Source organism: Desulfurella sp. (genome assembly GCF_023256235.1).
Classification (GTDB): domain Bacteria; phylum Campylobacterota_A; class Desulfurellia; order Desulfurellales; family Desulfurellaceae; genus Desulfurella.
In genome coordinates this window covers 108,764-126,860 of the sequence record NZ_JAGDWY010000067.1, presented here as the reverse complement: position 1 = coordinate 126,860, position 18,097 = coordinate 108,764, and the positions used below count along the sequence as shown (strand labels likewise).

General features: G+C 33.3%; 26 protein-coding genes. 15 read left to right on the top strand and 11 right to left on the bottom strand.

Going from position 1 to position 18,097, the window contains the following annotated elements; genetic code table 11:
• Window positions 1-91 precede the first annotated feature (91 nt).
• From Q0C22_RS07500 to Q0C22_RS07490, 3 genes are all read left to right on the top strand, one after another.
• On the top strand, window positions 92-436 hold the full coding sequence (locus tag Q0C22_RS07500; RefSeq protein WP_291493348.1) for a cupin domain-containing protein: 345 nt from the start codon (window positions 92-94) through the stop codon (window positions 434-436).
• 98 nt (window positions 437-534) lie between these two features.
• Complete coding sequence (locus tag Q0C22_RS07495; RefSeq protein ID WP_291493346.1) at window positions 535-2,097, top strand: DHA2 family efflux MFS transporter permease subunit; 1,563 nt, start codon at window positions 535-537, stop codon at window positions 2,095-2,097.
• A gap of 66 nt (window positions 2,098-2,163) precedes the next feature.
• The gene (locus Q0C22_RS07490) at window positions 2,164-2,607 is read left to right on the top strand and encodes a YMGG-like glycine zipper-containing protein (protein WP_291493343.1); all 444 of its coding nucleotides are present in this window, start codon (window positions 2,164-2,166) and stop codon (window positions 2,605-2,607) included.
• 62 nt (window positions 2,608-2,669) lie between these two features.
• On the opposite strand, the gene rd (Q0C22_RS07485) is transcribed toward Q0C22_RS07490, so the two are convergent.
• The 11 genes from rd (Q0C22_RS07485) to rplM all read right to left on the bottom strand — a co-directional run bounded on the left by rd (Q0C22_RS07485) (window position 2,670) and on the right by rplM (window position 9,310).
• Entirely contained in the window at window positions 2,670-2,837 is a 168-nt protein-coding gene (rd, locus tag Q0C22_RS07485) for a rubredoxin (protein ID WP_291493341.1), read from the bottom strand.
• The gene (locus Q0C22_RS07480; RefSeq protein ID WP_291493340.1) at window positions 2,834-3,271 is read right to left on the bottom strand and encodes a ferritin-like domain-containing protein; all 438 of its coding nucleotides are present in this window, start codon (window positions 3,269-3,271) and stop codon (window positions 2,834-2,836) included. Before Q0C22_RS07480 ends, rd (Q0C22_RS07485) begins: the two co-directional genes overlap by 4 nt.
• Window positions 3,268-4,473, bottom strand: coding sequence for an FprA family A-type flavoprotein (locus Q0C22_RS07475; protein ID WP_291493338.1), 1,206 nt, complete (start codon window positions 4,471-4,473; stop codon window positions 3,268-3,270). The genes Q0C22_RS07480 and Q0C22_RS07475 overlap by 4 nt, the downstream gene beginning before the upstream one ends.
• A gap of 57 nt (window positions 4,474-4,530) precedes the next feature.
• Window positions 4,531-4,890 carry a class II SORL domain-containing protein gene (locus Q0C22_RS07470; RefSeq protein ID WP_291493336.1) on the bottom strand — a complete coding sequence of 120 codons (360 nt, stop codon included), beginning with the start codon at window positions 4,888-4,890 and terminating at the stop codon, window positions 4,531-4,533.
• Between the two features lie 12 nt (window positions 4,891-4,902).
• The gene (gene rd / locus Q0C22_RS10485; RefSeq protein WP_367172129.1) at window positions 4,903-5,574 is read right to left on the bottom strand and encodes a rubredoxin; all 672 of its coding nucleotides are present in this window, start codon (window positions 5,572-5,574) and stop codon (window positions 4,903-4,905) included.
• 11 nt (window positions 5,575-5,585) lie between these two features.
• Window positions 5,586-6,089 carry a rubrerythrin family protein gene (locus tag Q0C22_RS07455; RefSeq protein WP_291493334.1) on the bottom strand — a complete coding sequence of 168 codons (504 nt, stop codon included), beginning with the start codon at window positions 6,087-6,089 and terminating at the stop codon, window positions 5,586-5,588.
• Window positions 6,090-6,091: 2 nt separating this feature from the next.
• Window positions 6,092-6,202, bottom strand: a complete 111-nt coding sequence (locus tag Q0C22_RS10480; protein WP_025391424.1) for an RCKP-type rubredoxin-like domain-containing protein — start codon at window positions 6,200-6,202, stop codon at window positions 6,092-6,094.
• 66 nt (window positions 6,203-6,268) lie between these two features.
• Window positions 6,269-7,471, bottom strand: coding sequence for a bifunctional glutamate N-acetyltransferase/amino-acid acetyltransferase ArgJ (gene argJ, locus Q0C22_RS07450; protein WP_291493332.1), 1,203 nt, complete (start codon window positions 7,469-7,471; stop codon window positions 6,269-6,271).
• Complete coding sequence (gene argC, locus Q0C22_RS07445; protein ID WP_291493331.1) at window positions 7,468-8,475, bottom strand: N-acetyl-gamma-glutamyl-phosphate reductase; 1,008 nt, start codon at window positions 8,473-8,475, stop codon at window positions 7,468-7,470. Before argC ends, argJ begins: the two co-directional genes overlap by 4 nt.
• Before the next feature lie 9 nt (window positions 8,476-8,484).
• Window positions 8,485-8,874 (bottom strand): 30S ribosomal protein S9, encoded by a 390-nt coding sequence (gene rpsI, locus Q0C22_RS07440; RefSeq protein WP_291493330.1) that lies wholly within the window; start codon window positions 8,872-8,874, stop codon window positions 8,485-8,487.
• 1 nt (window position 8,875) lies between these two features.
• The gene (rplM, locus tag Q0C22_RS07435) at window positions 8,876-9,310 is read right to left on the bottom strand and encodes a 50S ribosomal protein L13 (RefSeq protein WP_291493328.1); all 435 of its coding nucleotides are present in this window, start codon (window positions 9,308-9,310) and stop codon (window positions 8,876-8,878) included.
• A gap of 123 nt (window positions 9,311-9,433) precedes the next feature.
• Between rplM and Q0C22_RS07430 the strand changes: the two genes are divergently transcribed.
• The 12 genes from Q0C22_RS07430 to Q0C22_RS07375 all read left to right on the top strand — a co-directional run.
• Window positions 9,434-9,706 carry an acylphosphatase gene (locus Q0C22_RS07430; RefSeq protein WP_291493326.1) on the top strand — a complete coding sequence of 91 codons (273 nt, stop codon included), beginning with the start codon at window positions 9,434-9,436 and terminating at the stop codon, window positions 9,704-9,706.
• Window positions 9,697-10,182 carry a hypothetical protein gene (locus tag Q0C22_RS07425; protein ID WP_291493324.1) on the top strand — a complete coding sequence of 162 codons (486 nt, stop codon included), beginning with the start codon at window positions 9,697-9,699 and terminating at the stop codon, window positions 10,180-10,182. The genes Q0C22_RS07430 and Q0C22_RS07425 overlap by 10 nt, the downstream gene beginning before the upstream one ends.
• A complete protein-coding gene (locus tag Q0C22_RS07420) occupies window positions 10,179-11,144 on the top strand; it encodes a KpsF/GutQ family sugar-phosphate isomerase (RefSeq protein ID WP_291493322.1) in 966 nt (321 codons plus the stop codon). Before Q0C22_RS07425 ends, Q0C22_RS07420 begins: the two co-directional genes overlap by 4 nt.
• Window positions 11,144-11,626 (top strand): HAD family hydrolase, encoded by a 483-nt coding sequence (locus tag Q0C22_RS07415; RefSeq protein WP_291493320.1) that lies wholly within the window; start codon window positions 11,144-11,146, stop codon window positions 11,624-11,626. Before Q0C22_RS07420 ends, Q0C22_RS07415 begins: the two co-directional genes overlap by 1 nt.
• Window positions 11,627-11,629: 3 nt before the next feature.
• Window positions 11,630-12,139: a hypothetical protein gene (locus Q0C22_RS07410; protein WP_291493318.1), complete on the top strand. Its 510-nt coding sequence runs from the start codon at window positions 11,630-11,632 to the stop codon at window positions 12,137-12,139.
• Window positions 12,127-13,386 (top strand): 3-phosphoshikimate 1-carboxyvinyltransferase, encoded by a 1,260-nt coding sequence (gene aroA, locus Q0C22_RS07405; RefSeq protein ID WP_291493316.1) that lies wholly within the window; start codon window positions 12,127-12,129, stop codon window positions 13,384-13,386. The genes Q0C22_RS07410 and aroA overlap by 13 nt, the downstream gene beginning before the upstream one ends.
• A 3-nt stretch (window positions 13,387-13,389) precedes the next feature.
• Complete coding sequence (gene mqnE / locus Q0C22_RS07400) at window positions 13,390-14,457, top strand: aminofutalosine synthase MqnE (protein WP_291493314.1); 1,068 nt, start codon at window positions 13,390-13,392, stop codon at window positions 14,455-14,457.
• Complete coding sequence (gene mqnC / locus Q0C22_RS07395) at window positions 14,454-15,482, top strand: cyclic dehypoxanthinyl futalosine synthase (RefSeq protein ID WP_291493312.1); 1,029 nt, start codon at window positions 14,454-14,456, stop codon at window positions 15,480-15,482. The genes mqnE and mqnC overlap by 4 nt, the downstream gene beginning before the upstream one ends.
• On the top strand, window positions 15,479-15,952 hold the full coding sequence (locus Q0C22_RS07390) for an HIT family protein (protein WP_291493310.1): 474 nt from the start codon (window positions 15,479-15,481) through the stop codon (window positions 15,950-15,952). The genes mqnC and Q0C22_RS07390 overlap by 4 nt, the downstream gene beginning before the upstream one ends.
• Before the next feature lie 16 nt (window positions 15,953-15,968).
• Window positions 15,969-16,319 (top strand): winged helix-turn-helix domain-containing protein, encoded by a 351-nt coding sequence (locus Q0C22_RS07385; RefSeq protein WP_291493307.1) that lies wholly within the window; start codon window positions 15,969-15,971, stop codon window positions 16,317-16,319.
• Between the two features lie 135 nt (window positions 16,320-16,454).
• Window positions 16,455-17,771 (top strand): OmpP1/FadL family transporter, encoded by a 1,317-nt coding sequence (locus Q0C22_RS07380; protein ID WP_291493302.1) that lies wholly within the window; start codon window positions 16,455-16,457, stop codon window positions 17,769-17,771.
• A 94-nt stretch (window positions 17,772-17,865) separates the two neighbouring features.
• Window positions 17,866-18,097: molecular chaperone TorD family protein (locus tag Q0C22_RS07375; RefSeq protein ID WP_291493300.1), on the top strand; the 232-nt coding region annotated here is incomplete at its 3' end.

Below are 18,097 nucleotides of genomic sequence, written 5' to 3'. Positions count from 1 at the left end.
TTATTATTTGTTTATTTGACAAAAACAAAAAAATATTGTAAAAAAAGTTAGTTATTTAAAAATGAATGCTGTTTAAAAAATTGGAGAGCGTATGAAAATTGTAAATTTGGATAGCTTACAAAATCAACCAGTAGAATTTAATGGTAAAATTGTATCTGGTGTTAGTATTAGATGGCTCATAAAAAAAGAAGATGGTGCACCAAATTTTGCTATGCGCTATTTTGAAATGCAACCTCACACAGAAATTCCCGCACACTTTCACCCATGGGAACATGAAATTTTTATATTAGATGGAGAGTGTGAAATTACTGCTGGAAATATTACTAAACATGTTTCTAAAAACTCAGCAGTCTTTATTGAACCTAATATAGAACATTCTTACAAGAATAATAGTGACAAATTATTAAAATTTCTATGTATTATACCCCATACGTAAGAAACCAAAATACCTTTTTCCTTGATTTTTACTGAAATGCTTATATATTAACGAGTTGTCATAATTTTTGTAGTGTTTTTGTTTGCAAAGGATAAAAAATGGAAGATAAAAAAGTTAATCCATATATTATAGCATTAACTGTTATGCTACCTACTTTTATGGTACTCATGGATACCTCTATTGTTACTGTGGCGCTTTCTTACATGGCAGGACCATTATCTGTAACAACAGATGATGCTACCTGGACACTCACAGTTTATCTAGCTGCCAGTGGTATAATTTTACCTATAACAGGTTTTCTTGGAAATAAATTTGGCAGAAAAAATTACTTTCTTATAAGTATAATTGGTTTTACTGTGAGTTCTTTTTTGTGTGGTATTGCTCCAACTCTTGATTTATTATTACTATTTAGGGCTATACAGGGTTTTGCGGGTGGTGGTTTGCAACCCATATCCCAAGCAATACTAATGGAGAGTTTTCCGTTAGAAAAAAGAGCCCAAGCCATGAGTATTTTTTCAATTGGCGTTATATTTGCCCCTATTTTGGGACCTGTAATAGGCGGGTGGATTGTAGATAGTTACTCATGGAGATGGATGTTTCTAATTAATGTACCATTTGGCATATTAGCAACAATAATGACACTAATGTTTATATTTGATCCACCATATGCAAAAGCAAATAAAACTTTAAAATTAGATTATGTGGCTTTAAGCTTTATTGCAATAGGTATTGGTGCACTTCAGGTAATGTTAGATAGAGGACAGGAAGATGATTGGTTTAATTCAAATTTTATTGTAATTTTAGCACTTTTGAGTTTTTTCTTCATTTCAATGTTTTTGATAAAAAATTATTTTTCAGACAAACCAATTATCAGAATGAGTTTACTTAAAGATAGAAACTACGCTATAGCAACACTTGCTATGTTTTTTTTGGGATTTTTGTTTTTTGTTACGTTAACTCTTTTACCAGAGCTTATGCAAACATTAATGAACTACGATGCTTATAAAAGTGGTCTTATTATGATGCCAGGCGGTATTGCCAGTCTAATTACTGTCATATTTATTGGTAGAGTATCAAAAAAAATTGGTTTTAAAACTCTTATAATATTTGGCGTGATTATTGGACTATATGCATTATACTTAATGGAGCAAATTAACCTAACTGCATCACCTTATTTTTTGCTTCTTGGGCGAGTACTTATCGGTTTTGGTTTGCCTCTTATATTTATTCCTATAAATGTGGTAGCGTTTATATTTTTAAAAAATGAGGATATGGGTGAAGCAAGTGGTGTACTAAACTTTGCAAGAAGTATTGGTGGAAGTTTTGGTATATCGCTTATGGCTTCTACTATGCTAGCTCACCGTGAAGCTTTACATAGAGATGCTCTTGTTAGCAATATAACTTTTTCAAATCCTATTTTTCAAAATTACCTTCATACACTTTCTAGTTATCTATTTACTTATGGTGGTTTTAATCCTGCTATTGCATACAATAAAGCAATTGGCTTAATAAATAATACAATCAATGCACAAAGCACTATAATGGCTTTCCAGGATGATTTTCATTTAATGATGTGTATCATACTTGTATTTTTAATTTTTTTGCCATTTATTAAAACCAAAACACAAAAACCACAAAAAATTATTATATCTGAAATGTAGTTTTTCTCTTTACCTTAATTTGACTTTAGTGTATAGTAATAAAATAAAAATGTAAAGGAGGAAACGATGGATATTAAAGGTAAAATCGTAAGTTTAGGTTTAGCAGCGACTCTTTTAACTACAAGTTTAAATTTAACAAGCTGCCAAACCCTACAACAACCTACACAGCAAGGATACCAAGGTGCTGGAGCTGGTGCTTTATTAGGTGGCATAGCAGGAGCTTTGCTAAGTCCAGACAATAGATGGAAAGGTGGAGCAATAGGTGCAGCAATCGGTGCAGTTGCAGGTTATACGCTATCGCAGATACAGGCCCAATCAGCCCAGCAAGCAGCCCAATATAACCAGCCTGTTCGATATGAAACAACAACTAATGATGGAACACAAGGTGTTGTCCAAGCAGAACCAATTGGTTATAATCCACAAACAGGTTGTAAAAAAGTTAGAATTAAAACATGGCAAAATGGCCAATTGATAAGTAATGTTGTAAAAGAAGTTTGCCCTGCACAATAATAAAAATACACCAGCAAAGCATTATTATTATATAATAATAAAATGTTTTGCTGGCAGCTAATTTAAGTTTCTTCGTAAGGTTCAAAGTCTACTTTAGCGGCTCCACATACTGGACATTCCCAATCGTCAGGAAGTGTTTCAAAAGGTGTACCGGGTGGAACATCAGCATCGGGATCGCCTTTTTCTGGATCATAAATGTAGCCACATACTTTACATTTGTATTTTTTCATATACCCTCCTGGTTTGATTCTAAAAGTTTCTTAAATGTTGCAAATATTTTTTTATGCCTCATTTCGTCTTTTAAAACGTCTTCATAAATAGCTTTTGTTTCAAGATCATTTTCTTGTTCGCACACCATTATGTGTTTTTGGTACATTTCTATGGCACCATCTTCTGCTTTTTCGTTTAAGTCCATTATTTCAACTAAATCGTTAGAAAAGTGGACTATGTCTGGCGTTATGGCTTCCCTTCCTCCAAGCGCTACTACACGTTTGGAAAAACTTTCTGCATGTTTCATTTCTTCAACAGAAATACGCTCAAGCATTTCCCTAATAACCGGATGTTTATCCTTTGGCATTCTATAGTGACCGGCCATATACTGCATAATTGCACCAATTTCTGATTGAATAGCTTCGTTTAAAATATCAATAATTTTTTGGCTCATGTCATCTCCTTGACTTTTTGAGCTAATTGTTTGCCAATTTCAAATGCTTTTTGTAAATCTTCATCAGTTGGTCTAAATCTTACTCTGAATGGCTCAAGTGGCATAGCAAACTTTATATCTTTCATTCTTTGAGCAATAAGCTTCGAAGCTTCACCGCTCCAGCCGTAAGATCCAAAAGCAAATCCCATCTTACCTCTAATTTTAATTGTAGCAAGGCTTGATAGAAATTCCCAGATTGGCTCTACTGCATCGCCATTTATAGTAGGAGAGCCGACAGCAACTAAAGATGCTCTTTGTACTGTATCCAAAAGGTACGGTTTTTCTTTTTCAATAACATCAACAATATCTTTTGTTATTACTTTTACACCTTCTGATTGTATCCCGCGTGCTATTTCTTGAGCTAATTTTTTCGTATAGCCGTATGCAGAAACATAAAGCACAGCGGCTAACTTTTCCTGCATAGGTTGAGACCATTTTTTATATAGCTCGATATAGTGCTTTGGTTGTGTAAGTATTGGGCCATGACTTGGTGCTATAATATCTATATCAAGCTTTTCAATTTTTTCTATGTGTTGCAATACATACTCTTTAAACGGTCTCATTATGCCATCAAAGTAAAACCTAAAATCTTCAGAAAAATCTTCTACCTGCGTATCAATCATCCTCTCATCGCAAAAATGGCTACCTAAAAAGTCACATGTAAAAAGTACCTTACTTTGCTGTATATAGGTAAACATTGTATCTGGCCAATGCACAAAAGGAGCAATTATGAATTTTAATGTCTTTTCACCAAGATCAATTTCCAAATTATCATCAGCTTCTATGCAATCATAACTTGCATTAATAATGTTATCCAAAAAAACTTTACCTTGTTTACTAACAATCAATTTGACATTAGGCATATATTCTAACAATTTTGGCAAAGCACCTGAGTGATCTGGCTCATTGTGATTTACAACCAAGTAATCAATTTCTTCTGGCTTGACATTTAATTTTTCTAAATTTTCAAGAAAACCTTCAAAAAAGGGCTCTTTCACTGCATCAATTATAGCCTTTTTATTTGTGCCTTTGACCAAATAAGAATTATATGTTGAGCCATGTGCTGTGCGCATTATGATATCAAATATCTTTAATTCAGGATCAAGCGTTGCAACCCAATATATGCCATCTTTTACCTCAAATGGGTCTCTTCCTGCTTTCAAAGTTTGCCTCCTAATAAAAAAGGGGCGAGCGTCTTAAAGCGCCCGCTCCAAAACGTTTTATTCTACTTTAATTTCCTTAGAGTTTTCCCATACACCGTGAATATTACAGTAACCCCATGCAAAAAGTGTTGCGTCTTCTTCGAGTCTAATCCTGAAAGTTGCTGTAGAATCTGTTACTTCTGGTTCAAAAATAAACTTTCCTATTGATTTTGCTACACCACTTTTTGGTACAACAAAACCTTCGATCCATCCAATATAGTGCTCTTTTGTGTTTGGATGCGGTATATCTTTGCCTACAGTTACGGTTACACTAAAAAATTCACCTTTTTTAACTGTACTTGGCGCATCAATTGCAGGAACATGTTTTTCTTTTTTTTCATCTGCCTCATATTTAACAAAATCTGCTAACTTTGACATAAAAACCTCCTTTTATTTTAATAATTCAAAATCACTTTTTGCTACTCCGCAAACTGGACATACCCAGTTATCTGGTATATCTTCAAATTCGGTACCTGGTTTTATGCCACCATCTGGATCGCCAACTTCCGGATCATAAACCCAACCACATACTTTGCAAACATACTTTTTTCTAATTTTTGATTCTTCGTGAATTGGTGTAGATTTTGGAGCCTGAGCATTTTTAATCTCATGATAATACGCATAAGTCATTGGTTCTTCTTTCTTAAATATATCGGCATCAATTACCTCGCCAATATAAAGTGTATGCGTAAATACATCCAAACTGTTTATAACACGACATTCTATAAACCCCAATGTATGCTCAAGCACAACAGGTATTCCATTTTTTGTAAGCAGGTGGCTTATTTTTTCAAATTTATCAATATTTCTGCCACTTTTAAAACCGAAATTGCCAATAAGTGATAAAGGTGCCGTTTTAGCTATTATAGAAATAGTGAATAATTTGCTTGTTTCAATAAATTCATGAGTATAGTTGGATTTATTAATAGATATGGCTATAGTATTGGGATTATCTGTAATTTGAAATGCGGTATTTGAAATTTGGGCATTGATTAAGTTATCCTTTTTGGAACCTACTATATACAATCCATAATTAATTAAAAAAAGTGCTTTTTCATTCATAATAAACTTCTTTAAAATTTTTCAAAAGCGCTAGCTGGTGCGCCACATACTGGACATTTATCTGGTGCTTTATCTAATGCTACATAACCACATACGCTACATAAAAATATATCTTTGAAATCTGCGTCTTTATTTTGCTCTAGAGCTTCTTTGGCTTTTTCATACAAGCTTCTGTGATCTTTTTCTACCTGCAAAACCTGGTTAATCCACTTGGCCGCCTTATCTTGATTTTGCTCTTTTGCTACAGCTTCGTAAGCAGGATACATTTCTTCGCTTTCAAAATTTTCGCCTTCCCAGGCACTTTTAACATTATCAAGTGAACTTCCAATACCGTTTAGCAACTTTAAATGCCCAGATGCATGTATTACTTCTGCCTGGCTAATTGCTTTAAATAGTCTTGCAATGTTTGTTTTTCCCTCTTTTTCCGCTGCTTTTGCATAATTTAAATATTTCATGTGTGCCTGAGATTCACCTGCAAAGGCTTCCCACAAAAATCTTTCCGTCATCTTTCCCATAATTACACCTCCTTTTTCTTAAACGAATCTTTACTACCGCATTGTGGGCATTTTCTGGGCTTACACTTAGACTCTTTCTCGTAACCGCATTTTTCACATTTGTAAACTGCCATTTTACGCCTCCTTTAACCTTGACTATTCTACCATAATTTTAATAATAATTATCAAAATGTCAAGGCTCAAGTATGATACTGTGCATTAATTTTTATATATTCGTATGTCAAATCACTGAAGTATAAATTAAAGTTTGATGCGCCAATATTTAAGTTTATATATATTTTTATTGAATCATTTTGTCTCATGTATTCAAGAAGAGCAATTTTATCAAATTCTTGCGGTCTACCCCAAGAATAAACCAAAAAATCACCAATTTTAATTTCGAGTTTTTCTACATCAATATTTGCGCCAGAATATCCAACAGCTGCAATAATTCTACCCCAGTTTGGATCTTTGCCAAATATTGCAGTTTTTACAAGCAATGAATTGGCTATACTGCGTGCAACCTTTTGTGAATCTTCATCGTTGTCTGCGCCAAAAACAAGCACTTCACAAAATTTAGTGGCACCTTCTGCATCTTTAACTATCTCTTTAGCCAAATATACGCAACACTCTGTGAGCTTATCAACAAAGTATCTGAAAAATTCGTTTTCTTCGTTTATGGGCTCTCCTACTTCATTTAGACTGGCAATAAATACTGTATCATTTGTTGACATATCTCCATCTACGCTAATTCTGTTAAAAGATTTATCAACAGCTTCTTTGAGAGCTACTTTTAAAATATTCTGATCAATATTTAAATCAGTGACTATAAAAGAAAGCATTGTTGCCATATTGGGATGAATCATGCCGGCACCTTTTGCAACAGCACCTATATGAAATATCACACCAGCGTATTCGCACTCAATTGATATAATTTTTGGATTTTTATCTGTAGTTAAAATAGCTCTGGCTAAAATTTGTGAATTTTTACCTAAATTTATTTTAAGCTTGCCTAAAGCATTTGTTACTTTTTTTGTTGGAAATTCTTCGCCAATAATACCTGTTTGAGCAATAAAAATTTCATTTTGTTTTATGTTTAATTCGTTTGAAAGTGCTTTTGTTATTTCTTGTATAGCCTCAATCCCATTTATATTACATGCATTGGCATTGCCACTATTAATTAAAACTGATCTTATATTTTTTTGATTTTTTAAAAGTTCTTCATCGTAAATTACACAATGTGCTTTTACTTTGTTAGTTGTAAAAACTGCGGCAAAAGTTGCTTCTTTTTCAAAATAAATTAAAGCTAAATCTTCACCTTTTCTCTTAATACCAGCCCTTACAGCCGAAGTCTTAACTGATTCAAATACATCAAATCCATCATTTGTAATTTTGCAATTCATGGGTAATGCGGCTTTAATTTTAAGCCTTCCTCCTCCTTTAAACCAAACATAATATTCATATTCTGTAGAGCTTGTGAGCTTGCACCTTTTAGTAAATTGTCAACAACACTTAATATAATAAGCCGATTATTTTCTTTATCAAGTGCAAAAGACACATCACAGTAATTTGTTCCGCTTGTATTGTTAATTTTAGGTAAATTTTTAGAAACCCTTACAAATGGTTCATTTATATAAAATTTTTGGAGTTTTTCAAATAAAAACGCTTCATCAAAAAAACTTTTAAGCTTCGCGTATACTGTAGCCAAAATTCCTCTATTTATTGGGAGCAAATGTGGAACAAAAGTTACGTTTACAGGTTCAGTTAGGCTAAGCACGTTTTGTATTTCTGGTTGATGACGATGACTGGCAGGTGAATACGCTTTAAAAGAAGCCTCAATTTCGCTGAAAAGCAAATCTTCTCTTAGAGTTTTGCCAGCTCCAGTTACACCGCTTTTTGCATCAATAATAATATCGCTTTCAATAATATCTAAAAAAGGCAGTACAGCCAAAATACTAGCTGTTGCATAACAGCCGGGATTTGCAATAAGTGAAGCTTTTTTAATTTTTTGCCTATTTAATTCAGGTAAACCATAAACTGCTTCTTTTATTAAATCAGGGCACAAGTGTGGTTTATACCATTTTTCATACAAATCTTTAGGTAACCTAAAATCTGCGCTTAAATCAATAATGCGAACTTTTCCAAATAGCTTACAAACAAGTTCCATTGATACACCATGCGGTAAAGCTAAAAAGACAACATCTAAGTTAACACATTTATTTTCATCTATAGGTTCTATTATGTTGTCGCAAATATTTTTTAAAGAAGGGAAAACATCACTTAAAGGCTGTCCTACATGACTTCTTGCTGCAAGATAATCTATTTCAACCCAAGGGTGGTGTAAAAGTAACTTGACAAGTTCCAAACCCGTAAAGCCACTTACACCAACTATGCCAACACGTAGCATAAATAAATTTTATCGCTTTGACCATTGGAAAGATTTGCGCGCTTTCTTTAAACCGTACTTTTTTCTTTCTACACTGCGTTGATCTCTTGTTAAAAAACCTAAAGGTTTTAAAATATTGCGAGCTTGTGGATCAAACATAACAAGTGCTTTGCTTATACCGTGTCTTATTGCTTGCGCTTGTGCAGAAAGGCCGCTACCTAAAACCTGACAATCACAATCAAGCTTTGACTCATAACCTGTTACTTTAAATGGCTGCTCAATTATAAGTTTTAAGCTACTAAGCCCACCAAAATATTCGTTTAATGATTTTCCATTTATGCGAATAATGCCGCTGCCTTCTTTGAGCCAAACCTTGCTAACTGCAGTTTTTCTCTTGCCGGTTGCATAGTATTTATCCATATTATTCTCCTACCTTTACCTCTTGGGGTTTTTGAGCTTTGTGCGGATGATTTTCATCTGCATATACTTTAACTTTATTAATAAGTTTTTTAGATAACCTATTCTTTGGTAACATACCCCAAACTCCATGCTTAATCATCTTCTCTGGATCTTTAGCCAATAATTTTTTTGCTGTAATTTCCTTGATGCCACCCATAAAGCCACTATGTTTAAAATACTTTTTCTGGTCAAGTTTTTTACCTGTTAATATAATGTCTTTGGCGTTGATTACTACTACAAAATCCCCGCAATCGACATTTGGAGTATATGTTGGCTTATTTTTACCTCTTATTATATTTGCTATTTTTACGCACAAATCACCAAGCACAACCCCTTTTGCATCTATCAAGTACCATTTTTTATCTATTGGCGCGTTTTTTGCCACAAAGCTTTTCATTACATACTCCTCCCATTAGAATAAGACGGATCATATATTAAACAATTAAAGCCATTTTGTCAATTACTTTTTCAGTTTAGAATTACTCTTGATTAATTGAATTCTTTGAGTAAAATAATAATTGTGAGTACATGTAAACTTATTATAATAACAGGTAAAGTTCAAAATGTAGGTTTTAGAGCATACCTAGAAGATATAGCAAAAGAATTGGGACTCAGTGGGTATGTAAAAAACGTAGGTACTAATACAGTAGAAAGTGTTGTGTGTGGTGAAAAAGAACTCATCGCTCAATATATAAGTGCTTGTAAAATTGGTCCAAAGCATGCAATTGTAGAAAGCGTTCAAGTTAAAGATGCAAAAAATGATAATTATGAGGGGTTTAGTATATGGCTATAGAATATGAAACAATATTAGAAAAAGCAATTGAGTCTTTTTTTTCGGATAAATATCAACTTGCAAAAAATTACTTTGCAATTTTAAATACCAGCTCAAAATTTGCCCATATAGCTTATTTTGGTATCATTTGTATTGATTCTATAACAAGTGGGTATGTTGAAGCCAAAGATTTATTTAAATATTTTTTATTGTCCGATTACGTTTCTCAAAAAAACATGATAGAGTATTTTTTTGACCATGAAATATCTTATGAAGAATTTAGCATAGATGAAATTGATTACAATAATCAAACTATAATGTTAGAATCAATAGAAGCAGATAGTACATACAGTGATATAATGCTTGGTGAAATATTTGAAAAGATGGGTGATGCTCAAAAAGCACTTGATTATCTTACTAAAGCTTTACAAAAAAGACCTTTTGATAGTCTACTTCATAAAAAAGTCAGCAATCTAGGTAAAAATTTAAAACAATGAACAACTTGCTTGATTCTTTAAAAAAATCTCTGAACCAACAGTTAAAAGCAGTAAAAAAAATAGAAAACATACTGGATGATTCATTTGTGGAAATCATTAATCAAATAGAGAACTGTAGTGGTAGAATCATTTTTCTTGGGGTTGGCAAATCAGGCCTTATCGCAAGAAAAATAGCTTCAACTTTATCAAGCATAGGTGTTGCTTCAATATTTATCCACCCAACGGATGCATACCATGGCGACCTTGGTATGTTAAGGCCCAATGATTTGGTTATTTTCATATCAAATTCAGGCAATACATCTGAAATACTTGGTTTGGTTGGTCCTATTAAAAGAATGGGGTTAAAAATTATTTCAATTATTGGAAATACAAATTCTGAGCTTGCACATTTAAGTGATTTTATTTTAGATGCAAGCATTGAAGAAGAAGCCTCTCCAATTAAACTTGTACCCATGGCTTCCACCACAACTGCGCTTGTAATTGGTGACCTCATAGCCTGCGGTCTTATCGTAAAAAGGGGTTTCAAAGACGAGGATTTTGCAATGCTACACCCAGGTGGTTCTATTGGTAAAAAATTACTTACATTCGTAGAAGACCTAATGCATAAAGGTAAAGAATTGCCTACTGTTTATTTGGATGAAGGCTTTGAACAGGTACTTTACGAGATTTCATCAAAGCGCTTGGGCGTTACCTTTGTAGTTGATAATTCGTTGACACTTTTTGGTGTTATTACAGATGGAGATTTAAGAAGGATTTTAGAAAAATACAAAAGTGGAGTTTTTAGCCTTAAAGCTAAAGATATGATGACAAAAAACCCAAAAATAATTGAAAAAAAAGCACTTGCAATTAAAGCTGCCAATATGATGCAAAATTACTCAATTACGAGTCTTGCCGTGTGTGAAAATAATAAAATTATTGGCGTTATACATATTCACGATATAATGAAAGCAGGTGTCATATAGTGATAAAAGTTATTGTAATGGATGTTGATGGTGTCTTAACTGATGGCAGGATTATCATTGACGAAAATGGCGCAGAATATAAATTTTTTGATGTGAAAGATGGACATATCTTTCACATAGCCCAGAATTTAGGTTTAAAAATAGCATTTATTTCTGGCAGATACTCCAAAGTTACCACGCAAAGAGCAAAAGAGCTTAACGTTGAATTATGCATTCAAAACCAATTGGATAAAACACAAGCTCTTGAATATATAAAAAATTATTACAATGTTGACTACTCAGAAATTGCCTATATTGGTGATGATATTATTGATATTAAACCAATGGAAAAATGTGGATTTAGCGCAGCACCAAATGATGCCCACCTAAAAGTTAAAATGGCAGCAAGCTATATTTCTTCAAAAAATGGTGGCAGAGGAGCAGTCAGAGAAATAGTAGAAGAAATTTTGAAAATTAATGGTTTCAAAAACTTTTGGGATTAACAGATGTGGGTTAGAGGTACAGAAATTGTTCTTGGCATTATAACAATTATTTTAATTATGTATATATCAAAAAGCGTGTTTAATATTCAAACAACACAAAAACAAAAAACTCAAATTAGCTCTTATGCAGAAGATATTCATATAATAAGGCTTTCTGATAATTCAACTCAAATAGTAAATGCGTCATTTGCTCAATATATTGGTTCTACTATTTTTGCCAAAAATGCTTCTTTTTTTAACAAAGGCAAATCAAAGTTTAAAATATCAGCAAATGAAGTATATATTTACCAGAACAATAACGCTTCGCTTATAGGCAATTGCACAGCTAAAGGTAAAAACTTTTTAGTAAAAACTCAAAAAGCTTACTGGGATAATGCAAACGAAACTTTATCTTCAAACACAAATACCCGCTTAGAATCAGAAAAAATTGATATAAAAAAATCAAATGGTTTTGCTTACAACAAAAACACAAATACATTGGTGGTATACAAGGTAGATTTATGGATCAAATAAAGACTCTAAGATGCGCTTCGGATAAATCAATTTCTCACAGAAGTGCAATTTTTTCCAGTATTGCATCAGGAAAAACGACAATAAAAAACTATCTATTTGCACAGGATACCTTAAATACGCTTGAAGCATTTAAAAAACTAGGTGTAGATATTGATATAGATAAAATTAAAGTAACAATTAAAGGTACAGGTAAATACTTAAAAGAGCCTTTTGATATCATTGATTTAGGCAATTCCGGTACAGGCATCAGATTAATAAGTGCGGTGTGTGCTGGTCAGAGTTTTTTAAGTATTTTAACCGGTGATAACTCACTAAGAAATAGACCAATGAAACGCATTATTGAACCATTAACCCAAATGGGGACAACTATCCTATCAAGAAAAAATTTTTTAGCACCACTTGCAATATTTGGCAAAGACAAGCTAAAAGGCATTAATTATACTTCCAAAATATCATCAGCTCAAGTAAAATCAGCAGTCTTGATTGCAGGACTATACACAGATGAAAATGTAGAATTTAGCGAACCGCAAATATCCAGAAACCACACAGAAATAATGTTAAAACAGTTTGGTGTAGATGTGATTATTAAAGACAACAAAGTTTCTCTGGATAAATATAGAGAATTAACTGGTGGCTTTGAATTAGATGTACCAGCAGACATTTCATCCTGCGCATTTTTTATGGTAATGTGTGCATTAAAACCAGATTGTGAGGCAGTATTTGTAGATTGTTTAGTTAATCCAACACGTACTGGACTGTTAAAAGTTTTTAGTCAAATGGGTGTAAATTATGAAATATTAAATAAAAAAATCATGTGTGGCGAAGAAGTTGCAGATATTTTAGTTAAATATTCGCCAAATCTAAAACCATTTTCCATTGATGGCAAAATTTTACCTACACTAATTGATGAGATACCAATATTATCAATACTGGGTTTGTTTTCAAACGGCAAAAGTATACTGAAAGATGCAAAAGAATTAAGAGTTAAAGAAAGTGACCGTATTAAATCAATTGTTGAAAATTTAACAAAATTGGGCGTAAAAGTAGAAGAATTTGAAGATGGTTTTGAGATAGAACCTACAAAAAACTTTCAAAAAGCCTACATTGAAACCTACTTCGATCACCGTATTACAATGAGCTTTTCTGTACTAAAAGCGCTTGGCTATAACATTGAATTATCCGAAACAAAATCACCTGCAACCTCTTATCCAAATTTTTTTGAACATCTGAAATATTTAGGGAGTTGATTTATGAAAACTGCATTAATTGAAAAATATCAAAATAATCCTATTTCTTACAAAGAAGCTTTGGATTTATTTGAAAAAGCTGATTTTTTAGACCTAGCTCAAATTGCCAAAAAAATAAAATTGTCAAAAACTGGCAATAAAGTGTATTTTACCATAAATAAGCATATAAACTACACAAATATCTGTTCATCAAAGTGTCTGATGTGTGCATTTTATCGAAACGAAGGCGACAAAGATGCCTATACTATGAGTTTTGAGCAGGTTGAAAAAGAGTTGTCCGGTATTGAAAACTTAAAAGAAGTACACATTGTTGGCGCTTTGAACCCAAAACTTGATTTTTCATACTATATAAAATTATTGGAGACGGTAAAAAAAGCTGCGCCGTCTGCCAATATTAAAGCTTTTACGGCAGCCGAAATTGATTTTTTCTCTAAAATCAGCTCTCTAAGTCACACAGAAGTTTTAGAACAATTAAAAAAAGCGGGCTTGCAAACAATGCCAGGTGGTGGTGCAGAAGTTTTTAGCAAGCGTGTTAAAAAAAAGTTATACCCAAAAAAAATTGGATTTGAAGAGTGGGCTTATATTCATGAACTCGCTCACAGTATGGGTATAAAAAGCAACGCAACGCTTCTTTTTGGACATATTGAAACAAAAGAAGAAATTATTGACCATCTATTCAAACTAAGGCAACTTCAAGAAAAAACAAAAGGCTTTCTATGCTTTGTTCCATTGTTGTTTCACCCGGAAAACACAGTATTTGAAGGCCACATTCAAAAGAAAAGCGCCATTGAGCAATTAAGAGTACTTGCTATATCAAGAATTATTCTAGATAATTTTGACCATATAAAAGCCTATTGGGTAATGATGTCAGATAGCATATCGCAGGTTGGCTTGCATTTTGGTGCAGATGACATTGATGGCACTATTGAAAAAGAAAACATTTTTCATGCAGCAGGCGCAAAAAGTGCAAGCGGACTTGTAAGCGAAAAAATTATTGAAATGGTTAGAAATGCAGGTTTTGTGCCAGTATTAAGAGATGCTTTATATAATGAAATTAAGGTGTATGAATGAGGGTTTCGTCAAAAGAAGCACTTGAATTGTTTGAACTTGACCTTATAGAACTGTCTAGATTAGCTCATAAAGTAAGATTTGAAAAACATCCTACAAAGCTTGTTACTTTCATTGCAGATACGAATATTAACTACACAAATATATGCGAGACGAAATGCTCTTTTTGCGCATTTTATAGAAATAAAAATGATAAAGACGCTTATGTTCTAAGTATAGAGCAATTAAAACAAAAAGCCATTGCAGCAAAAGAGCTTGGCCTTAGCACAGTTTTGATCCAAGGCGGTCTAAACCCAGAAATTGAGTATAGCTACTACATAAAAATGGTTGAAGAACTATCAAATATAGGCATACATGTACATGCATTTTCACCACCAGAAATTGATCTTATGTGCAAAATTGCAAACAAAAGCCCAAAAGAGGTATTTGAAGACTTAAAAAAAGCAGGTTTGCAAACCATGCCAGGTGGTGGTGCAGAAATACTATCAGAGCGTGTACGGAAAAAAATCTCGCCAAAAAAGATTAGCACTGATAGATGGCTTGAAATTATGAAAGCAGCGCACAATACAGGACTAAAAACTACCGCTACAATGATGTTTGGCCATATTGAAACAAAAGAAGATATTATAGAACATCTTGAAAATATAAGGAGGTTGCAAGATGAAACATCTGGTTTTAGAGCAGCTATTGCCTGGGATTTTAAGCCAGAAAACACAGCATTAAAAAAACTTGTTACAAAAAAAGCAAGCGGTATTGATTATCTCAAAATACTTGCTATAACACGCATTTATTTGGATAATGTCGAAAATATTCAAGCTTCGTGGGCATCGCAGGGAAAACAAATTGGTCAGGTGGCGCTTTACTTTGGTGCAAATGATTTAGGTAGTTTGTTATTTGAGGAGAATGTTATGGCTCAAGCTGGATTTAGAGTAACTTCAACAGTTGAAGAATTAGCCAATCTTATAAAACAGGCAGGATTTATTCCTGCGCTTAGAACAACAAACTATGAAATAGTGAGGTATTTATGAAAGAATGTTTATTTTGTAAGATTTACGAACAAAAAAGCGACGTTTTATTTGAAAATGATAAATTTTTTGTAATTTTAGACAAATTCCCCGTAAATCCAGGTCATATGCTGATAATACCAATAAAACACATTGAATCAATTGAAGATTTAAGCGATAATGACTTTTTTTATTTGAAAAAAGCCATATCAAAATCAAAAGAATTCATTGAGAAAAATGACTTAAAGGATTTATATGAAAACCTTAGTCCTATAAACGAAAAATCTCTTGATTTTATAGAAAATGCGCTAAAAAGTTCATATATCTCAAAAAAACCTGATGGCTACAATTTTGGACTCAATGAAGGAGAAGCAGCAGGACAAACCATAAGTCATTTGCATTTTCATCTAATTCCAAGATACTTTAACGATGTGCCAAACCCAACAGGTGGCATTAGATATGTAATATACGATAAAGCAAATTACAAATCATAAATAAAGGAGTTTTCTATTGGAAGAAAAAAAAGTATTGGGTAGAATATGGATTGATATTGACAATAAGAATTTTTTAGGAAAAGGTAAAGTCGAGCTTTTGAAAAAAATTGATGAGTATGGTTCTATATCAAAAGCAGCAAAAGATATGAAAATGAGCTACAAAGCTGCATGGGATATTGTAAAAGAAATAAATACTTTAGCAAAATCTCCTATACTTGAAACAAAAATTGGCGGAGAAGGCGGTGGCGGATCTGTTCTAACACAAAAAGGCAAACAACTTATTGCTGCTTTTGAAACTATTGAAAGAGATTTAAATAAGTTCTTAAAAAATGCTCAAAATAAAATCAACAAACTACTTCAAGACTAAATACGATATATAGGTTATTTATATAAAATTATTTCTTTAAAAAGCTATAAAAAAATTTCAAATTTATCATTTTTTTCTTGACAAGCATAAAATGATTTTATTATACTGTGACAAAATTATAATTTTGGGGGTCTTATGTTGAAAAAACATGTATCTTTGGCTGTTGCATTGGCGGTTGGTTTGAGTTTTGGTGTGGCAAATAAATCGTTTGCTACAAATGGTTATTATATGACAGGCCTTGGCGCAAAGCAAATTGCGCTGGGTGGTGCAGTGGTAGCTAATCCTCAGGATGCTTCCACAATTTTGACAAACCCAGCTGGAATATCTTGGCTTCCAACATCAAGTGCATCTGTTGGCGGCGATATTTTTGTACCACTTAGATACCTAAACGGCCAGGGCAGTCAATCAAATGTTTATGTTGTCCCGGCAGCTGGTGTTGCAATAAATCCAAAAGGATGTAATTGCCAGGAGTCAAACTTTACTTGGGGCATTGGCATGTATGGCGTATCCGGTATGGGTGTTGATTGGAATAATCCAAATGGTTTTGGTATGGCAGCACCTTTACAAAAGGTTTATTCAAACATGCAGATGATGGAGATGGATATAGCTGGATCATACAGAATAGATGGCCATTTATCCATAGGTTTTGCTCCAGTGTTTGTGTATCAGGCTATGTCACTGGAAATGGATATGAATAATGAAGCGATAGCAAAGGCTTATGGTTATGGGAGTTATGCCGGAGGTGCTCCTTTTGCTACAGGCACAGCCGTAAACTCTCTAAATGCTCAAAATGCCTATGGTGCAGGATTTAACCTAGGTCTTGTGTATAAGCTAAATGACATGTGGCAGTTTGGTTTGGCATACCAATCAAAACGCTGGATGCAAACACTCCAGTGGAATACTATACCTAACGCTTTCAATCCTGCAACAGGACAAGGAATGCTAGGTGGTATGTTTGATGGCTACAAAGTACGCATGAGACTTGATATGCCACAAACCATACAGTTTGGCGTAAACTTTAGACCTGTAAATAATTTACGTATTGAAGCAGACGCAAAATGGATAAACTGGTCAAATGTAATGGATAAAGTTCCAATTACTGGTGTAGCTGGCATGAATTCTTGGGATTTTAACTGGAAAAATCAATGGGTATACATGCTTGGCGTTGAATATACACCTACCCCTCCATTAACATTAATGGCTGGCTTTAACTATGGCAAAAGCCCAGTTCCAGACGGCGGCCAGGCTTTCGGTAATAACATTATAGCTCCAGCTATAGTTCAAACACACCTATCTTTTGGTGCCTCATATAGTGTAACTCCAAGCGTACAGGTAACTGCTGCATACCAGCACGCATTTGAACACAAACAAAGCGGCACTTTTGATGGCATGCCAATATCTATAAAAATGCACGAAGACGAATTTGCTGTTCAGTTAACATACAAGTTTTAATTACAGTTTTGCGCCCTGGATAAAATTCTAGGGTGCAAAACTATTGACAATTTTCTTGCAAATTAAATAATTTTTATTATAATAAATGGTGTTTATGAATAAATTTGATTGCTTATCTGTATTGTTTTTGTATCCTCAAAAAAATATAATAGAGCCTTATAAAAATTGTGCTGAAAACTTCGGATTAAAATTACCCGAATTGGAAGATTTGCAGGTAGAATATACCAGACTTTTTATAAACGCATACCCAAAAGTTATTGCACCACCATACGAATCATTCTGGAGAGAAAAAGAAATTTACGGAGAAACTACAATTGCAATAAAAA

What these genes read in the sequence shown, in the direction of transcription:
- Q0C22_RS07495 (WP_291493346.1), top strand. Translation starts at nt 535, where the DNA reads ATGGAAGATAAAAAAGTTAATCCATATATTATAGCATTAACTGTTATG.
- mqnC (WP_291493312.1), top strand. Translation starts at nt 14,454, where the DNA reads ATGAGGGTTTCGTCAAAAGAAGCACTTGAATTGTTTGAACTTGACCTT.
- rplM (WP_291493328.1), bottom strand. Translation starts at nt 9,310, where the DNA reads ATGAAAAGCTTTGTGGCAAAAAACGCGCCAATAGATAAAAAATGGTAC.
- Q0C22_RS07490 (WP_291493343.1), top strand. Translation starts at nt 2,164, where the DNA reads ATGGATATTAAAGGTAAAATCGTAAGTTTAGGTTTAGCAGCGACTCTT.
- rpsI (WP_291493330.1), bottom strand. Translation starts at nt 8,874, where the DNA reads ATGGATAAATACTATGCAACCGGCAAGAGAAAAACTGCAGTTAGCAAG.
- Q0C22_RS07500 (WP_291493348.1), top strand. Translation starts at nt 92, where the DNA reads ATGAAAATTGTAAATTTGGATAGCTTACAAAATCAACCAGTAGAATTT.
- mqnE (WP_291493314.1), top strand. Translation starts at nt 13,390, where the DNA reads ATGAAAACTGCATTAATTGAAAAATATCAAAATAATCCTATTTCTTAC.
- Q0C22_RS07470 (WP_291493336.1), bottom strand. Translation starts at nt 4,890, where the DNA reads ATGTCAAAGTTAGCAGATTTTGTTAAATATGAGGCAGATGAAAAAAAA.
- Q0C22_RS07420 (WP_291493322.1), top strand. Translation starts at nt 10,179, where the DNA reads ATGAACAACTTGCTTGATTCTTTAAAAAAATCTCTGAACCAACAGTTA.
- rd (WP_291493341.1), bottom strand. Translation starts at nt 2,837, where the DNA reads ATGAAAAAATACAAATGTAAAGTATGTGGCTACATTTATGATCCAGAA.
- Q0C22_RS07455 (WP_291493334.1), bottom strand. Translation starts at nt 6,089, where the DNA reads ATGGGAAAGATGACGGAAAGATTTTTGTGGGAAGCCTTTGCAGGTGAA.
- Q0C22_RS07390 (WP_291493310.1), top strand. Translation starts at nt 15,479, where the DNA reads ATGAAAGAATGTTTATTTTGTAAGATTTACGAACAAAAAAGCGACGTT.
- rd (WP_367172129.1), bottom strand. Translation starts at nt 5,574, where the DNA reads ATGAATGAAAAAGCACTTTTTTTAATTAATTATGGATTGTATATAGTA.
- argC (WP_291493331.1), bottom strand. Translation starts at nt 8,475, where the DNA reads ATGCTACGTGTTGGCATAGTTGGTGTAAGTGGCTTTACGGGTTTGGAA.
- Q0C22_RS07425 (WP_291493324.1), top strand. Translation starts at nt 9,697, where the DNA reads ATGGCTATAGAATATGAAACAATATTAGAAAAAGCAATTGAGTCTTTT.
- Q0C22_RS07380 (WP_291493302.1), top strand. Translation starts at nt 16,455, where the DNA reads ATGTTGAAAAAACATGTATCTTTGGCTGTTGCATTGGCGGTTGGTTTG.
- argJ (WP_291493332.1), bottom strand. Translation starts at nt 7,471, where the DNA reads ATGAATTGCAAAATTACAAATGATGGATTTGATGTATTTGAATCAGTT.
- Q0C22_RS10480 (WP_025391424.1), bottom strand. Translation starts at nt 6,202, where the DNA reads ATGGCAGTTTACAAATGTGAAAAATGCGGTTACGAGAAAGAGTCTAAG.
- aroA (WP_291493316.1), top strand. Translation starts at nt 12,127, where the DNA reads ATGGATCAAATAAAGACTCTAAGATGCGCTTCGGATAAATCAATTTCT.
- Q0C22_RS07410 (WP_291493318.1), top strand. Translation starts at nt 11,630, where the DNA reads ATGTGGGTTAGAGGTACAGAAATTGTTCTTGGCATTATAACAATTATT.
- Q0C22_RS07480 (WP_291493340.1), bottom strand. Translation starts at nt 3,271, where the DNA reads ATGAGCCAAAAAATTATTGATATTTTAAACGAAGCTATTCAATCAGAA.